Origin of the sequence: Bacteroides sedimenti (assembly GCF_040365225.1) — a bacterium.
Lineage (GTDB): Bacteria > Bacteroidota > Bacteroidia > Bacteroidales > Bacteroidaceae > Bacteroides > Bacteroides sedimenti.
This window is the reverse complement of record NZ_AP028055.1, coordinates 2215671-2233558: the sequence shown is the minus strand read 5'-3', so window position 1 is coordinate 2233558 and position 17888 is coordinate 2215671. Positions and strand designations below refer to the sequence as shown.

9 protein-coding genes and 2 pseudogenes are annotated in these 17888 nt (G+C 40.9%); 3 read left to right on the top strand and 8 right to left on the bottom strand.

Going from position 1 to position 17888, the window contains the following annotated elements; all coding sequences use genetic code 11:
- Nucleotides 1–108 precede the first annotated feature (108 nt).
- The 6 genes from ABWU87_RS08895 to ABWU87_RS08870 all read right to left on the bottom strand — a co-directional run bounded on the left by ABWU87_RS08895 (nucleotide 109) and on the right by ABWU87_RS08870 (nucleotide 11223).
- The gene (locus tag ABWU87_RS08895; protein ID WP_353329989.1) at nucleotides 109–1692 is read right to left on the bottom strand and encodes a sulfatase family protein; all 1584 of its coding nucleotides are present in this window, start codon (nucleotides 1690–1692) and stop codon (nucleotides 109–111) included.
- A 57-nt stretch (nucleotides 1693–1749) separates the two neighbouring features.
- Nucleotides 1750–3672 carry a RagB/SusD family nutrient uptake outer membrane protein gene (locus tag ABWU87_RS08890; RefSeq protein WP_353329987.1) on the bottom strand — a complete coding sequence of 641 codons (1923 nt, stop codon included), beginning with the start codon at nucleotides 3670–3672 and terminating at the stop codon, nucleotides 1750–1752.
- A gap of 35 nt (nucleotides 3673–3707) precedes the next feature.
- A complete protein-coding gene (locus ABWU87_RS08885) occupies nucleotides 3708–6905 on the bottom strand; it encodes a SusC/RagA family TonB-linked outer membrane protein (protein WP_353329985.1) in 3198 nt (1065 codons plus the stop codon).
- Between the two features lie 36 nt (nucleotides 6906–6941).
- Nucleotides 6942–7529, bottom strand: coding sequence for a hypothetical protein (locus ABWU87_RS08880; RefSeq protein WP_353329983.1), 588 nt, complete (start codon nucleotides 7527–7529; stop codon nucleotides 6942–6944).
- Nucleotides 7530–7549: 20 nt separating this feature from the next.
- On the bottom strand, nucleotides 7550–10072 hold the full coding sequence (locus ABWU87_RS08875; RefSeq protein ID WP_353329982.1) for a LamG-like jellyroll fold domain-containing protein: 2523 nt from the start codon (nucleotides 10070–10072) through the stop codon (nucleotides 7550–7552).
- A gap of 116 nt (nucleotides 10073–10188) precedes the next feature.
- Entirely contained in the window at nucleotides 10189–11223 is a 1035-nt protein-coding gene (locus ABWU87_RS08870) for a hypothetical protein (RefSeq protein WP_353329980.1), read from the bottom strand.
- A 337-nt stretch (nucleotides 11224–11560) separates the two neighbouring features.
- Between ABWU87_RS08870 and ABWU87_RS08865 the strand changes: the two genes are divergently transcribed.
- The 3 genes and pseudogenes from ABWU87_RS08865 to ABWU87_RS08855 form a co-directional block, all read left to right on the top strand.
- Nucleotides 11561–15514, top strand: a complete 3954-nt coding sequence (locus tag ABWU87_RS08865) for a hybrid sensor histidine kinase/response regulator transcription factor (RefSeq protein ID WP_353329979.1) — start codon at nucleotides 11561–11563, stop codon at nucleotides 15512–15514.
- Nucleotides 15515–15651: 137 nt separating this feature from the next.
- A pseudogene (locus ABWU87_RS08860) lies at nucleotides 15652–16092 on the top strand (lipocalin family protein); the annotation flags it as partial.
- 24 nt (nucleotides 16093–16116) lie between these two features.
- Nucleotides 16117–16458: pseudogene (locus ABWU87_RS08855) on the top strand (methionine-R-sulfoxide reductase); the annotation flags it as partial.
- Between the two features lie 354 nt (nucleotides 16459–16812).
- On the opposite strand, the gene ABWU87_RS08850 reads toward ABWU87_RS08855, so the two are convergent.
- Nucleotides 16813–17214: an FKBP-type peptidyl-prolyl cis-trans isomerase gene (locus tag ABWU87_RS08850; RefSeq protein ID WP_353329978.1), complete on the bottom strand. Its 402-nt coding sequence runs from the start codon at nucleotides 17212–17214 to the stop codon at nucleotides 16813–16815.
- Nucleotides 17215–17223: 9 nt separating this feature from the next.
- Complete coding sequence (locus ABWU87_RS08845; RefSeq protein ID WP_353329977.1) at nucleotides 17224–17886, bottom strand: hypothetical protein; 663 nt, start codon at nucleotides 17884–17886, stop codon at nucleotides 17224–17226.
- Nucleotides 17887–17888 lie beyond the last annotated feature (2 nt).

Here is a 17888-nt window from a genome sequence, read left to right as displayed (position 1 = left end):
GACGAAAATTGACTCTCATCATATTTATGGGTCGTAAGGAGTTTTTTGATATGATTCCGCCGATATAACTATAATCTTGTTTAAGAATCTTGTGATTTGTTAGCGATTCTATCTTAGTCGGATTGGGTCATCGTATTGCTCCTGTAACCGGTTCAGTTCTTTCAAAAGCTTCTTTGTAATGGACTTAGTTCCCTTTTTTTCATAAATATTATTCATTTCCATCGGATCTTTCTTCAGATCGTATAACTCCCATTTATCTATATCGTTATAGAAATGAATCAGTTTGTAACGATCCGTTCGCACTCCATAATGTTTTTTTACAGCATGTTCTGCCGGATATTCATAAAAATGGTAATAAAGTGACTTTCTCCAGTTTTTCGGCTTTTCTCCTTTCAATAATGGTACCAAAGATACACCCTGCATGTCGTTGGGTATTTTGGCACCAGCCAATTCTAGGAATGTTGGTGCATAATCAATGTTCTGAACCAATTGAGGTATATCTCCCTTCTTACTGTATACATTAGGTAAGTGCATGATCAAAGGAGTATGCATTGATTCCTCGTACATAAACCGTTTATCAAACCACCCATGCTCGCCCATATAGAATCCTTGGTCGGAGGTGTACACAACCAAGGTGTTTTCCAATAACCCCTCTTTTTTCAGGTAATCAAGAACACGTCCCACGTTGTCATCCAACGACTTCACCGTTTTTGCATAATCACGCATATATCGTTGATATTTCCATTCAGCCAATTCTTTTCCTTTTAGATTTGCTTTATAGAATCCATCAATAATAGGCTGATAATGTTTGTTCCAGGCTGCTTTCTGACCTTCATTCATCCGTCCATATACTCCTGCAGAGTCATTATTGCGTGTATAAAGACTTTTTAGACGACTGTTTTTGTCAGGACATAGCATTTTCAGATCGTATATCAGGTCCATATCCTTATCTATGCTCATTTCTTGGGCTGCGGCAGCAGGACGTCCTTCATAATTATCATAGAAGTTCTTCGGATATTCAAATATTTTGTCTTCGTAGAGACTGAGGTTGCAGGTATCGGCCATCCAGTTCCGGTGAATTGCTTTGTGATGAATAAACAGACAGAATGGTTTTTTCCTGTCTCGTTTATTCTCAAGCCAGTCAATACTCATATCTGTGATAATATTAGTCACATATCCTTCTTTGTGAATGGTTCCCTGGGGAGTAATGAAATCCGGATTGTAATAATCTCCCTGGCCGGGAAGTATTTCCCAAAAATTAAATCCTGTGGGTGTACTTTCCAGATGCCATTTACCTATTATCGCAGTCTGATATCCAGCTTGCTGGAGTAATTTAGGCATGGTCTGCTGTGAACCGTCGAAGACAGAAGTATTGTCTTTAAATCCATTTTTATGGCTGTGTTTTCCTGTAAACATGGCCGCTCTGCTTGGACCAGAGATGGAGTTGCAGACAAAACTACTTGTAAACCGTACCCCATCAGTGGCAATTCGGTCCAGGTTGGGCGTTTGGATAAAACGTTTATCATAACAGCTCATCATTTGTGCGGTGTGATCATCTGTCATTATATAGACTATGTTTACCGGCTTTGATGATTGGGCTTTATTGGATTGAGCTTCCGAGTTTGCAGGTGTTAGGGCTAATGCCGTAAGACCTGCAATCGGGTAGACTCTTTTTGATTTTGAGAAATTCATTTAATCTTTAGTTATTGAATTTTAGACTAAACCAAGTAAAAATACAGTTTTCTAGTGTTAATCGTAGTTTGCGCTATAATCTGCTGTGCCATCTGTATTTGTTGGCCATCCAGGGTTTTGATACAGAGTTGATTGGCTGTCGCCAACTCTTTTCGATAGGGCGAATTCGGCAACAGGAATCGGTTCAAGGTAATGCGCTTTCGGGAAGTTGTATCCGTTATAGGCCGATCCAGAAGCTGTAACTTGCAACGGGCGGATGTAAGTGCTGATGCCTTGCTGGGAAACAATCCCTTCAGCAATCAGGCTTGAACTGTACATTTTATACATCTCTGCCCAAAGATTCATTCCTTCCACCTGATATCCATCGGTCATATTGTCCAGTGCTCTCCATCTTTTCAGATCATCCAGTCGCATGCCTTCTCCTATAAATTCACAACGGCGTTCTCTACGGATATTGTAAAGTGTTTTGTCTATATATGAACCATGCCATTTTGTTGCAAGGTCGTTTTCTTGTGTCATGTCTGTGGCGGCAATTGTTAAATTATAGTCTGGGTTAACTCCGGCGCGGGTGCGCAATGCCCTCCAGTAAGCATCACAGTTTCCGCCAAGTGTTCCATTCTTTTCGTAATAGGCTTCCAGATAAATCAGGTAAGCTTCCGCAGCACGGAATATAGGAGTTGCAGAAGTTCCTTTTCCCTGTTCGTCCTGTCCTTTCTCATAGCTGACAAACTTCTTCATTTCGTAACCTGTAGGAGACGATTCGTTCCCTGATAAGTAAATAAATGGTCTGTAGTAACTTATTGTATCATTCAAAAACTGACCGGTTAAAGGATCTGTCTTAGTAACAATGTTGCTTCCGGCTGCTTTTGTTGAAGAGGTGAGGCGAACGTCTCTACCTTCAAACTCTTCGTACATAACCTTGTCGCCTTTGTAGTCTTGATCTGCATAGATAGGCTTACCGCTCTGCATCAGAAAGCTGTTTACCAATGAACGGGTAAATCCGGTACCACCTCCGGTACGTCCCAAGTAGTTGGAGGCACCGTGTGAGTTGACTCCCACCAAGTAGTAACGAACCAGAATCACCTCGTCGCTGTTGCTGAATGTTTTCAGGCTATTGAACATACCTATGTAATCGTTGTCGAGTTTTCTGCGTGATGCCACAAGATCGGCAGCATCGATTGCTTCTTGGAAGAAGAAGTTGTATTCCGCTTCCGCACTTCCTGCTTTAAATTGGAAATCAGGGTGGGTGCTGGCTCCTGGCCATTTACTGTTTCCCGGAACAAAGGCTGTTCCTGCATGGTATTTTTCCCAGGTTGCCTCATAAAGAGCCACTCTTGCTTTCAGCAAGTAAGCGGCATCTTGCGAAAGTCTTCCGCTTTCCGGGGCATTTACCTGCATCAGTTCTGCAGCTTTGTCCAGATCCTTCAGTATGAAACGGGCCACTTCGTTGCGTGGGACACGTACGCTTGAAGAAACCAAGGAGTCAAGGTTGTTCTCCATCATTTTGGAAAGGATGGGTACATCCCCGTAATTGCTTAGCAGACGAAAGTATTCGTATGCTCTGAAGAAATAAGCTTCTCCCAGATAATGATTAATATACTCGGTACTGCCTGAAATGCTTTTTGAAGCAATCTTCTCGTTGACTTTGTTTATGAAAAAATTAATTCCGCGTAGATTGTCAAATTTCCATTCGGAATTGTCTTTAGTCACTGTTTTCTTATCCCCGGGATAGAAAAGGTTGTTTGCCCATTTTCCCGCCTGGTTGTCGCTGGAGTTATCTGCGACAAACAATCCTCCCCACAATGGGTTCATTTTAGGGAATAATGAATAGAAGGTGTTATCGTATATTTTTAGGTCGTTAACCGTATTGAAATAGGCTGTTTCATCAGCGAAATCCATTGGATCGCGTTGTAAGAAATCGTTGCATGAAGTCAGGAATGTTCCGATGATGGCCAGTCCCAATATAAATTTCTTTTTCATTGCCATAATATCTGATTGTTGATTGATCATTGTTATTAGAATGTTATTTCGAGACCTGCCGACCATACTCTGTACATCGGATAGTTGCTTCCGGCATAAACGCCGTTGTCACCTACCGTTTCAGGGTCTAGTATGCGCAGATTTGTTAAAGTAAATAGGTTTTCACCTGATACATAGAATCGGCCTTTCTTAATAACCTTGGAAAGTTTAGTATTCGATGGCAGACTGAATCCGATCTGGATGTTCTTTAAGCGTACATAAGATGCATCCTGCATATATCTGTCGCAAACCTGCGTATTGTTTCTGTCTGTTCTCAGACGACCGTAATAGGGATCGTTCATATTGGCTCCCAGTTCCGAACCTGCATAGCGGAAATAGTCCAAGTGATCTTTCAGCAATGTACGGTTCCATTCTCCGAAGAACCCGAAGAAAGTGGAGTTGCCGATAAATGCATTCTGTTTTCCGACTCCTTGGAAGAAGGCTCTGAAATCGATAAACTTATATTTGGCATCAAGCGTTAGCCCGAATGCGTAGCGTGGAGTGGCATTACCAATGACTGAAAGGTCGCCGTGATCGGTAATGGAATTGCTACCAGTATTTACACTTCCACTATTGTCTAAGTCGCGGTACATAACGTCGCCGCCTCCCCATTTCTGTCCGATGGATGTTTGTGAGTGTTTTGCCAAGTAGTCGTTCATCTCCTTATCGCTTTTAGCGATTCCAACGACCTGATATCCCCAGATATCACCCATTTTCTTTCCCTTGTACCAGCTGTTAAGGCTTCCATCCGGAGAATCGTACTTGGTTACAATGCTTTCGTAATCACTTAATGTGGCTATGATGCCATAGCTAAAGTCTTTGTTTATGCGGTCTCTCCATGAGAGTTCAAGTTCCCAACCACGGGTTCTTAATTCGGCATTGTTTGTTGCAGGCGAAGCTGCTCCGTAAATTGCCGGAAGGGCCTTTGCCGGTCCAACCATGTCTTTGGTGGTACGTTGGTACCAGTCGAACGTTGCATTCAAACGGTTATTGAAGAATGCAGCATCGATACCTACGCCTGCATTTTCAATCTTTTCCCAAGTCAGGCTGGTGGAGAAGGGAGCAAAGACTGGAAGTTCCGTTGCTCTTACCCCTCCGAGTACATTGCCGCCAACCGTTGCCGACATTCTTTGGAAGTAGGGATAAAAATTCGAGGTGTTCTGGTTTCCTAACTGACCATACGACGCTCTTAGTTTCAGGTATTCAAATCCTTTGTAGGCCAGTGGTGCCCAGAATTTTTCCTGAGCCACATTCCATCCCAGTGAAAACGAAGGGAACATTGCCCATCTTTGATTGGAAGGGAAACGTGAAGCACCATCGTATCGGAGGTTTATCTCTGCCATGTAACGGTCGGCGTATGAATAGTTCACACGTCCGAAGATACCCAATGACGACCATTCTCCCATTTTATCCGACATCATGGGATTTACACCTGAGGAGGAGGGAAGAAACGGTTTGTCGTCCAACAAGATATCATCAGAAGCCACCCGAGTAGTCTCTGTATAGTAGTATTCAGATTGAAGCCCCAGCAGTGCCTTTAAGTAGTGCTTATCTTTTTTCAGATTGTAGTCTGTACGTACATTATAGTTGAAGTAGTTTACAGCACCGTTTGCCTTTTCGTAATAGTTGGTACCTGCTGCAGGTCTCCTGAGGAAAGTACCGTTATCGTTGATTTTAGTTTTTTCAAGTTCTCCCGCCATCACCTGGTAATAGTTGGTGGCGCCGCTAGGCCGGGTATATTCCAGCTTTTTGTATTGAAGTGTTGAACGTGGGCTTTCCAAGCGGCTGTTCAGGTCAACATAGATTTTCCAATTCTTTATCGGTTCGTAGGTGAATGTGGCCTGGTTGTAAATCAGCTGGTTCTTGTTGATGTTTCGTCCTCCGTCTTTAACAGCTCCGATCATTGATTCCTGGTTGTATTCTCCATTAGGCAGATAAACGGGCATAAGCGGGTAGCGTCTTGCCAGGTTGTGGAAGAAAAGCGGACTTATGGCCGATGGCTTGTCGTTGTTGGTAGCCACCAAGCGTGAGTTCCAGTTTAGTGTAACCTTCTTATTGAACTTGATATTCATTTTACCGTTTACAGTTAAACGGGTGAATTTTTCATCAGCAAAGTTGAACAATCCTGTCTGTTCTAGGTAGTTGGTGGATGCATAGTAGGTTGTCTTATCATTTCCTCCGCTTGCGCTCAGGTTGTGTTCAGTAGAAGTGGTGGCGTCTTTCAGATACACATCGTACCAATTGGTGTTTCCGAAACTTCTCTGTCCCCATCCCCAGTCATCTTGTCCTTCTGCTTTCTCAATGCCATCTTTCAGTTCACCACGCTGGAAGGCCAGTATCTTTTTCAACTGGGTTGATCCGTAAGGAGCGCTATTACCCGAGTTGATGTAGGCGTCGTTGGTCATCAGGGCATGTGTATACGAGTCTGCAACATCAGGCACCGAAATCGGATTTGAGATGCGAATGTTACCAGTGTAGCTAACCTGTGTTTTCTTTTCACCCGACTTGGTGGTAACCAGGATCACACCGAAAGGTGCGCGAGAACCGTAGATTGATGCAGCCGCTGCATCCTTCAGTACGGAAATATTCTCAATATCGTTGGGGTTAATGCTGGACAGGTCTCCTTCCATTCCGTCAATTAACATCAGGGGCGATGAGGTGGAGCCTTGTCCGATAGTCCCAACGCCACGGATATTGATATTCATGGATTGTCCCAGACCACCTCCCAAGTCGTTAGTGATGTTCAATCCGGGAATTACACCCTGTAATCCCTGAACCGCATTGCTGATGGGGCGCGATTCCAATGATTTATTGTCGATGGTCTTTACCGCACCGGTTGTATTGATTTTCTTCTGTGTGCCGAAACCTACAATAACCACCTCATTCATAACCTGCGAGTTTGATTCCATTTTTATGGTTATTGTATTCTGATTTCCAACTGTAACCTGTTGGGGCTTATACCCCAGAAACGATACGGTCAGGACAGTTTTCTGACTGGGTACCGAGATGGTGAATTTTCCGTCCAGGTCGGTGATTACCCCGTTTGTTGTGCCTTTGACCAGTACGCTGGCACCTGGTAGCCCGGCGTTGAACTCATCAAGCACCGTTCCTTTTACTACTATTTTCTGAGCGTAGATATCTGTCGCAACGAAAGCCAACAGAAACAGGAGTAAGGCTGTTATTCTGAATTTCATGTATTCCAAAATTATATTGTTGAATATTCTGTTTTATTATTTGTCTTTTTCGCCTTTCTGGCCAAATACCAGTTTGTACATTACTGTACTGTCTGGAGTATATATGTATTGTACGGCCTCCACACTTCTTAGAAATGAACGGTTTCTGGCAACGTTGGCCCTGATGCGGCTGTCACCGCCACCAGCGCTGTTCTCAGTTATAAACCAAGCCAGCTTTCCTCCTGCCGATGGGATTGGCGCTCTCCATTTGGAATTACTCTCGATGTCTATCAGCACTGTGTCCTTGATTGACTCGAGCATGATTTTTTCCAGTTCGTAATATTTGGCGGTTTTACCATTATAATAGATGGTATCCCATTTAATCTGATATTTACCGTCCGATCCCAAAACATATTTTCCGGAATTGTCTTTCAGGGTATCTGATTTCCGGTAGAAATACTGGTAGGTGGTATCAACGGATCTTATCACGTTAGCCGGATAGGTGGTTCCGAAAACATCAGTAATACCAGTCACCTTCAACTCTGGTTTCAGGGTGAAGTCTCCCGGATTTACAGCCTCTTTTTCGCAACTGCTGATGCACGTCATAAGTCCGGTTACTAATGTTGCATATACAAGTTTTTTCATGTTATAAGGATGATTGATTATTAATTCTTGATAAATGTGTTTTTATAGGTCTCTCCATTCGATGTCAGTACTCGTAAGATGTAAGAGCCGCAAGGAAGTGAGTCAATGGAAAGTTCATTTTCCTTTTGTTCCTTGCTAATTACACATAATCCGTTAGTGTTAAATACTTGGATTCGATGAGGCTCTGCGTCTCCCAGTAGCTGGAAGAAAAGGGTCTCTTTCACGGGGTTGGGAAAGATGGAGATTTTACCAGGTTCCTTTTTAATATAAGTTATAGCTGTAGGAGTTACATCCACTTTAGTCACCAGTGTGTCCACATTACTGTTGATTCCGAAGCTGGATGCCTTCACAAGGCTGTACTTATGCGATGTTTTTACATCATTACCCATATCCCAGTACATGATTCCAGCCAGATTTTTTTCGTTTACCAGATTACAACGGTTATAAGTTTGATTGTAACCTGTTATATACCGGTAGTTCCCTTGAGCATCCATCACTTTGTCCATGTCAGGTGTGTAATTGCCGTCCAGTAAACCATTTCTTACTCCAGTTGGAGCTATGCTTAGTTTGTTGTCGCTTGCATCATAGCTGTTGGACGTGGTGGTTGCAAACGACATCACCATCTTATCCTTCGGGTATCCCTGGGTGGTGAATCGGTTGTAAGCATCCAGATAAGTAGACCAGAGGAAATTATTTTTGGCGGGTCCATAAATCTGGAAAGTGAAGTAGTTCACTCTGTCCATATACATGGGACGTAAGCCGTATGAGACATAATGTGGAGAAACAGAAAATATTTTATCCTTTCCCAGTAGCTTATCAATTTCCAACAACAGTTTTCCATAATTATCCCAGCATGTCTGTGTGTAGCACCATTCAAAGTCAAGGTCCACACCATCAAATTCATTAGCTATCCTTGCTAGGTTTTGTGCAAAAATCACTCTCTTGTTTGCATCTGCAAATGTATTTTCCCAACCATCGTGTCCACTTACACTCATACGGATATGAAATCCCCTGTAACCATCGTACGCACTGCGCATAATATTAAGGTAGTTTGTGTATGAATAAGTGTCGTATCCCACATTTTCTGGTCTATCATAGTTCCAGAAGGAGTTTCCAGCATTCATTATATCGGCGGTAAGTACCTTATCAAATCCAGGTACAGGCAGGCTGCTCATATCAGCCTTAATACCATTAGCATCCTTGTTGGAATGCCAGATAACGGTTTCGTCAAATTTTGCTTTCAGATTTTCACCAATTGTTGCAGAAATATTTTCACCCCCTTTGGGGACCCAGCTCTCTTTTACTGAACCACACAAACCGGTAGCACCGAAGTAACCGGCTCCGTTGTAAGTAAACAAGAATGTTTCTTCAATTGTAAGGTCCTGAGAGAAAGTGGAAACTCCAAAGTGGATCCATTTCCCTGTGGTTAATCGTCTCTGATTAACATAATCATGTCCGTTAACTCTTACAATCACCTGATTCTTATCTGCTGTGCCTAGACGAATTGAGATACCTTGTGATCCGTCTGGTGTTTCTTTCTTAAAGATAAAAGCTCCTTCTGTCCATTCTTCTAGATAGATCCAGGTTTCTAAAGTGTATTTATCCGTTGGATTCATTGCGCCTGATCCTACCTCCATTTTTGCTCCTGTTCCATTCAAGGAAAGTACTCCACTTCTTCCATTATATTCAGCGAGATATCCACCGTTTGTAACTGTTCCTTGGTTATTAGGATAGCTGATATATAATGTTCCATCGTTTTTTGAATTAACACCAAGAACAATCAGGTCGTTTGCAAGCAGGTATTTGTCTTTATCTATAGCGCGGTCAAAGAAACGAGAAAAACTAGTATACGCTGCTGCAACCCGGTATTTAAATTCTTCGTTATCAGTTACAATAGCGCGTTCTGCACCCGGTTCCATCACACCGTGATGTTTAAATTTATAATCGACTATGTTTTCACATAAATTTTGGTCAAATTTGTAGTATGCGATGAGATTGTCCCATTGAGGAACCCATTTGTTAAGTGTGTTGCAGCGGAAATAATTGTAGTCCATCGGAAGCAGCGTGTTCCATAATCTGAACTCGTCAATGCGTCCGGTAAATCCACCTCCTATGATAAAGTCATCGTTTGATTGAGGAATAGGAGAGAGAGTTGTCAGGTTGTCATAAACCAATAAGTTGTTAATATATATTTGAGGGGTACCGTTGTTGCAAAAGAAAGAGATCTGACTCCATTTTCCAGGAATAAGACCGGTGGAAGAGGCTGTAATGGTTTGATTCCCAACGATGAATATGATATTTCCTTGTTCCCCGAGTTTTGCGGAGAAATCCTCACCACGTGAATAGATTGTAGCTCCGGATACCCATTGGGTAGGATTGATCCAGAATTGCACAGTGAAGGATGAAAGGGTGTTAAGTTCAGGCATTGCATGGAAATTCACATTTCCTTGTGAGGACAACTTCAGGGCATAATTATCAACCTGAGCATGTGTCCCTAATGAAATTCCCGCTACCGCGAAGAATAGTAAAAAAAACTTTTTCATATAATGTGTATTAGTTCTGTTTAAATAGAGAGAACCTGTAATTTTATATGAGCCGGATATATTATACCCGGCTCATAAGCACCTACTTTTAAAAATAATACCAATTAAGTAACTAGTTATTTGATAGATATTTTTACACTCTTGCCATTTGTTTTGGCAATGTATAAACCTTTATTTAATGTAATTGTCTCATTAGCTCCAGCGTTATTGACCAATGCTCCTGTAATAGTATAAATTTTTGTATTTTCTACGAAGGTTACATTGTTGCCATTAATTGTATAAGGCAATGACTCAATCTTTGATATAGCTGATGTTAAACCAGGAGTATATGTTTTAATGATTCTTTGTTGTGGATCACCTGTCGGATTAGTAACGAAGCTTATCTCCTTAAACAAAAAGGCAGAAGTTGGATATGAACTTTGAATTTCCATTTTCAGACGGGTAGGATTACCTGATTCCTCTGGAACAGTTGTATCGAACTCGTATAGCATCCATCTTGTCGGATCGTAAAATGCATTGCCGAACTCATCTGTTTCCGGTTCGTTTGGATCGTCTTCGTATCTTTTACAGAAGTCGTAACTTCTGAACATTACATGTACGTTGTTGTCATTTACCGGGTTAACATTGTTGCTGTAAGTAGAACAGTAGAATTTCATCATTGAATTAGTCTGATCAATTACATTCTGATACAATGAAAATACTAGACGAACTCGGATCTTCTGATTAATAGGGGTTGTTTTCTTGTCGGTGTAAAAGTTTAAATTAAACCAGCCCAAGTTTGCAACTGAAGTACTCATTTTGGGAGCGTTGTCATATTTTGAACTAGCTCCGTTTATACAAAGCACTTTGCCAACTGTCCCTCCCAAGTCAACAACATTCACTCCAGCTTGTACAGCGGCTTGAGCAGGACAACCATTTCCAGTGTAGACAGCAGGTCCTCCTGCCAACATTAAAAATCCGTTATCAAAGTTATCTACCACAGCTGCGAGTGAAGCAGGTGGGTTTGCACCGGCATTTACATAGTTTATTGTAAATGGACCAGCTGGTTGGTTTGAAAATTTGTAACGAGATGGAGTGATGTCTACCTCCTGTGCCATCATACTTCCAGATAGCAGAAATGCAGAAAATGCATAAAGTAATTTTTTCTTCATGGTAATAAAATCTAGATTGAACAATAATGAATGAAGATTCTTTTTCTCTTTCATTCTTGATGTTGCAAATATAGATTCCTGTTGGTTTTTTAATGTTTGATATCGTCTGATTAATAGTTCGAATTTGTCTGAAAATAGCATATTATAGTGTGATATAGACAATATTGGATATTGTTGCTTGCAAAATCTGACAGATGTCTTTATGAATATCAATCGAATGCTTTTTGTTTGGAGAATGTTTCTTACAAAACTAAAATATAGCAGATAAATTAATCGGATGTTCACCAATATTTAGTAATATTGTAATCTGAATCTAGTTTTCATATCGACATCCTATATGATAAATAATAAGCGATTATACATAATAGCAATGTTTCTTTTATTGCTGTCCGGATTTAATAGTTCTGAGGCGAAAAGTAGTTATTATTTTAAACAAATTTCTGTTGAGCAGGGTTTGTCACAATCATTAGTCAGATGTGTTTTAGAAGACTGTAAAGGGTTTGTATGGATTGGGACCCGTTATGGATTGAATCGTTTCGACCATTACGATTTGAAGAGTTATTTTAATAGACATAATGACAACAACTCACTTCCAGGTAACCAGATTTTTTTTATTGCAGAAGATGTCAACCTAAATCTCTGGATCTCCTCAAATGAAGGACTGGCTCTCTATAACCGTGAACAGGATAATTTTACACCAATTCTTTTCAATAAAAAACCATTTATTACCCATGCTTTTTTAAACACCAAAGATGGAATTCTGTTTGGTGGGGCTGGCGAGATATTTTCCTACAATTCGCATAACCACGAGTTGGAAAAATTGCAGATTAGTTTTCCGGATAACCAATTTTCTCGCATCAATCAGATGGTATATCTCAATGATGCCACCATCCTATGTAGTTCCCGCTGGAATGGAATCTGGTTATATGATGTGAATCATAAAATGATGAAAAGAACCACATTCTGTAGTGAGAAGAATATAATGTCTGTAACGGTAGATGCACTGAAAAGGATATGGGTATCACCTTATGGGAAAGGACTTTTTTGTTATTCTCCACAAGGTAAGTTACTACATCATTTTTCTACATCAAATTCAGATTTGAATAATGATGTAATCCTCGACATTAAATGTTGGGGTAAATCTGTCTGGCTGGCAACTGATGGTGGCGGAATTAATATCTTAAATACAGCCGATTTATCTTTTTCGCATATCACCCATACACAAGGAGATATTTATTCTCTTCCAGTAAATTCAATTTATTGTCTATATCGTGACAGCGAAGAAAATATATGGGCAGGTAGTATTCGAGGTGGGTTAATTGCAATTAGAGAGGTTTACATACGTACATACAGAGACGTGCCGTTGAATAATCCTTTTGGCTTGAGCGATAAAACCGTAATCAGCTTATTTCAGGATGAAGATGAGACAATCTGGATAGGTACAGATGGGGGAGGGGTAAATAGCTTTAACCCCCAGACCAATAACTTCCGTCATTATTTGCCAACATACGGAGAAAAAGTGGTTTCCATAACCAGATACAGTAATACTGAATTACTTGTTTCTCTGTTCAGTAAAGGTGTTTTCGTCTTTAATAAACAGAGTGGCACCTTTAGACCACTAAGTAAAGTGAATGAGGCTATTAATAAAAATGTCTCAGGGAGCGGACTTTCTGTGAATCTTGCCAGAGGAGGTCGAAACCGTATCTATCTGCTGGCTAGGAATGTTTTTTCCTACGATTTGACTTCCCAAGAGATTAAAATGGTTAAGTTAAATAAAAATGAGGAAACAGGTTCCCTTCAGCATTTGCATTCCGACGAAGATGCTACCTGGGTATTCAGTAATGAGTCGATCTACAGAATAGACAATGCACAAAATCGCATGATAAAAGTTTTTACTATAACCAAGGGTAGTATTATAAATACAGTTAAACGCGATGAAATAGGTAACTTCTGGATTGGAACCAACGAAGGACTTTCCTATTACTCTATCAGTGGAAAGAAACTTACTGATATTAGAACCAACCTTTTCAGGGAGGTATCTGCTATTGTATATGATAAGAAAGGACATGTTTGGTTCTCTTCCCAAGGAATGCTTTTTGCCTACAATATCAAAGAGCGTAAGTTTATCCTTTTCGGAGAGTCGGATGGTGCTTACCCCAATGAATACTTGAGTAAGCCAACCTTACTTTCTAATTCAGGAAATGTGTTTATAGGTGGAGTGACAGGATTGCTCCGTGTAGATAAAGATATTCCTTTTCAGAAAACCGGTCAGCCAAAAATTGAATTGGCGGACCTTATGTTTAATGGAGCAACGGCATATGATAAAATAAATTTTGAGAAAGGGGAAATCTCTATTCCCTGGAATCATAATTCATTGGTAGTAAACTGTATAGTTAGAGAAAAAGATGTTTTTCGAAAGAAAATGTTTCGTTATAAAATTGAGGGACTTGATAATCAATTCATTGAAACCTACGATCATACGCTGACACTTCGAGCGCTACCGGCCGGTAAATACAAGATTATGGTGTCCTGCAACACCCGGGATGGTGGTTGGAGTGAACAAACCCGATTGCTTACTCTTATAGTGACCCCTCCTTGGTGGAAAAGCACTTGGTTTACTATTATTGTGATTATTCTTCTGTTTATAGGTGTTCGTGGTACTATTCAACTGTTAATTCGAAGAAGAGAAAATCTGTTGTTAAAGCGGATGCAGGAGCATGAAAAACAGACCCAGGAAGAAAAGATTCGCTTCCTGATTAATGTTAGCCATGAATTACGCACCCCGCTTACATTGATTCACGCACCTCTTAAAAGAATTCTAGATCGTATAAATACGACAGATCAACTTTTTGGTGAATTGAGTGGTATTTACAAACAAACAAGAAGGATGAAGGATATTATCAACATGGTATTGGACATCCGACGGATGGAGGTGGGGTATGATAAAGTCTCCATGAAGAATTATTCCCTTAATGAGTGGCTGCAGTCAGTTGCAACTGACTTTACCAGTGAATTTCGAGCTGCGGGAATTGATTTGGAGTTCGACTTCTGCCAAGAAATTGGAGTGGTGGCTTTTGATGAGAGTAAGTGTCGGATTGTTATTTCCAATCTGCTGATGAATGCGATGAAATACAGTGAAACCAATACCTCTGTAACGCTCTCAACCTCGCTTGTCCGGGATGATGAGCAATCATTTGTACGTGTAACAGTTAAAGACCAGGGCATAGGTCTTCGGGGGGTGGATGTGGATAAACTTTTCACCCGTTTCTATAAAGGAGAACATGGCTGTGAAGGAAGTGGTATCGGTCTTTCCTATTCTAAAATACTGATCGAGGTTCAGGGAGGAAAACTCGGGGTTACAGCAAATGAAGGAAACGGTGGCTCTTCGTTTTATTTTGATCTGCCGTTATTGACAAAAGCAGAAGAGAAGGTGAGCCCTGTTAAACCGTATCTCAATGAATTAATACAGTCATCGGAAGAACTAATGGCAGAAAGTCAGTCTTTTTCAACTTCATCGTATTCTTTATTGATTGTTGAGGATGAAAATGAACTCAGAAGCTTCTTGAAAGAGTCTCTCAAAGGCTATTTTAATAAGATCTATACAGCTTCCGATGGAATAAATGCAATGGATATAATAAGTCAGATGCACCCCGATATCATAGTGAGTGATGTTATGATGCCACGAATGGATGGCTTCGAACTTTGCAAGAAGATAAAAGAAAACATTGAATTCAGCCATATCCCGGTGATATTACTCACAGCAAGAGATGACGGAGAGAGCGTTCTGAAAGGATATAAGAATGGTGCAGATGTTTATCTGCCCAAACCTTTTGAAATAGATTTCCTGCGTACGGTAATTGGATCAACCATGCAAAACAGGGAGGCAGTAAAGAGTTTGTACAGAAAGAATACTATCGTTACACTGCCAGAGAAAACAACCTTTAGCAATACTGATGAGAAGTTCTTGCTTAAAATGAATGAAGTTATTTCGAATAATCTGGCTGAAGTAGAACTTGATGTGACCCTGCTGACAGAAAAACTGAATATCAGTAGGGCTTCCTTATATACCAAGGTAAAAGCACTTACAGGAATGGCGGTGGGCAATTACATTAATAAATTCCGTATTGAAAAGGCTGTAATATTACTAACTCGTACTGATCTCTCAGTAACGGAAATATCGGAGCAAACCGGTTTTAGTAGTCAACGCTATTTTAGCACGGCGTTCAAACAGGCAATGGGATGTACTCCTTCACAATATAAAGCGGAGCACAAAGAGGATAAAACCGCTTGAACAAACAGGGCATTACAAATGTTTTTAAGCAAAAAAATATAAGGATGAAAACAGCATTATCTTTTCTATTTTCAGCATCAACGCTACTCCTGACAGCTTGTGCACAGCCAGAGGGAAAACCCGTTAACACCGAAACGGTAAAGAAACTTGATATAACCCGTTACATGGGGAAATGGTATGAAATTGCTCGGTTCGATCATCGTTTTGAACGCGGACTGGTGGGATGCACCGCTGAATACACCCTTCTGCCTAATGGAAGAATCCAGGTACTGAACAGCGGCTATAAAGGAAGCTTCTCAGGGAAATATAAAACCATCAAAGGAAAGGCCAAACTTCCCGATCCGGCAGAGCCCGGCAAGCTGAAAGTCTCCTTCTTCCTCTGGTTTTACGGCGACTATTATGTACTTGAACTTGATAAGGAGTACAATTACGTTCTAATAGGGAGCAGTTCGAACAAGTACCTCTGGATTCTTAGCCGCACGCCCCAACTTCCCAATGAGACTATAGATTTATTGCTTGATAAAGCACGGCTGCGAGGGTATGACACCACCAAACTGATTTGGGTTCAACAAAAAGATTCAATCAAGACAAAAACATACCAGTTGAAATCTCTTACTCCTGAAGAGAAAGCTGTGATAATAGACAAAGCAACTGAACGTCCCTTTACCGGCATTTACTACAACTATCACGAGAAGGGAACATACTGCTGCAAACAGTGCGGAGCCCCCCTTTACCGTTCGGAAGACAAGTTTGATTCCGGATGCGGATGGCCCAGTTTCGACGATGAAATAACGGGAGCAGTGAAGCGTTTGTCCGATGCGGACGGCAAACGGACGGAAATAGTCTGTGCACGCTGCGGCGCACATTTGGGACATGTGTTTATCGGCGAAGGGTTCACGCCAAAGAATGTGCGTCACTGCGTAAATTCTATCTCACTCGATTTTGAGTCCGGTAAATAAACAGCTATCCGAATAAGGAGAAATCCCTGTACACAGCAGTCGTCGTTTAAAGGTGTCAAATCATGAAAGCGAAAGTTCTATTATAGCGTGAAGCCGAAATCTCCAAGAATGTTTTATCCTGAAATGTATCCGGCCGCTTTAATTCTTTCTTATCAGGGTGAGAATATAGTTTCTGTTTGCACCCCTTATATTTCGATACAAATCTATCTATTCTGGAAAGGATAATAAAAGAAAGTCGACAGAGGAAAAGAAATAAGGACAATCCACCGGATTGTCCTTATAAACGTTCTAATGAACCTGTGAACTTAATGTTCCTGACAGGGTTAGCTACAGGTTTCGCTACCTTACTCCCAGCAGTTCCACTTCGAAAATCAAGGTTGAATAAGCTTTTATTTTTCCCATTGACCGGGTGCCGTACCCCAATTCGTAGGGTATATATATCATCCATCGTGAACCAAGCGGCATTATCTTCAGTGCCTCTTGCCACCCGTCAATAACCTCGTTCACCCTGAACTCAACAGGGCGTTTTCGGCTAAAGGAATTGTCAAACTCTGTTCCGTCAATCAATGTGCCACGATAATGTACCTTTACGGTACTCTTTGCCGTGGGTACTGCACCGGAACCTTTCAGAATTACTTTATATTGTACTCCGCAGGGCAATTCAATCACACCTTCTTCATTCAGGTTTTCCTGCATAAAACGGATATTTGCCTCTTTATAATCTTTATGTTTCAAACTCATAGTTCGATCTTATTTTCTAAAGAATGCTCTTATTTTTTCGTATGCTTCAGCATATAGTTCAAGATTCTTATCTTTTAAAGGATAATCTTTTGTCGGAAGAAGAGGGATAACCTTCACCGGATGTGATTTCGCATCGTAGATATTTCCAATAATTGTTCTGAATGCTTTACCATCTACCGGTTGATAAAAAGGCTGAATGGATTCCATACCTACACGACGAGGTTGAGCTCCATGCAGAAAATCCTCGTCGCCACCATAAAATCCTAATCTCTGTAACCAATAATTTGTCTGTAGCGACATAGGCAAAATTAATTCGATGGACGGGTTTTGTTCCAAGATCCACTCGATATGCTCCAGTCCTCTGATTGCCTTTTCCTCAGGAATCAGAACTCTTTTGCCTTTTGGTGCAGGCTCTACATAATCGTTGCATAAATTGGTTATATACATCTCATCCGGGTTAATTGAATTCAGAGTGATGTATGTAAGGTGGTTGAATAAATTACGCGCCTCCACATTTCTGCTGCGCTCCCCATGATCTTCAGGAAAACTGCGAAAATAATAGTCGGCGAACATTGCATACTTGGTTACTGTATCTGTCCATTGCAGGTTAGAGTCTTCACCTATTACTAATACTTTAGCAGGATTTGCTGATTTCAAATCTTTTGATCTCATCT

Bases quoted from the DNA above. Each gene is read 5' to 3' on its own strand.
- ABWU87_RS08850 (WP_353329978.1), bottom strand. From the start codon at position 17,214: ATGAGTTTGAAACATAAAGATTATAAAGAGGCAAATATCCGTTTTATG.
- ABWU87_RS08885 (WP_353329985.1), bottom strand. From the start codon at position 6,905: ATGAAATTCAGAATAACAGCCTTACTCCTGTTTCTGTTGGCTTTCGTT.
- ABWU87_RS08865 (WP_353329979.1), top strand. From the start codon at position 11,561: ATGATAAATAATAAGCGATTATACATAATAGCAATGTTTCTTTTATTG.
- ABWU87_RS08880 (WP_353329983.1), bottom strand. From the start codon at position 7,529: ATGAAAAAACTTGTATATGCAACATTAGTAACCGGACTTATGACGTGC.
- ABWU87_RS08870 (WP_353329980.1), bottom strand. From the start codon at position 11,223: ATGAAGAAAAAATTACTTTATGCATTTTCTGCATTTCTGCTATCTGGA.
- ABWU87_RS08875 (WP_353329982.1), bottom strand. From the start codon at position 10,072: ATGAAAAAGTTTTTTTTACTATTCTTCGCGGTAGCGGGAATTTCATTA.
- ABWU87_RS08845 (WP_353329977.1), bottom strand. From the start codon at position 17,886: ATGAGATCAAAAGATTTGAAATCAGCAAATCCTGCTAAAGTATTAGTA.
- ABWU87_RS08895 (WP_353329989.1), bottom strand. From the start codon at position 1,692: ATGAATTTCTCAAAATCAAAAAGAGTCTACCCGATTGCAGGTCTTACG.
- ABWU87_RS08890 (WP_353329987.1), bottom strand. From the start codon at position 3,672: ATGAAAAAGAAATTTATATTGGGACTGGCCATCATCGGAACATTCCTG.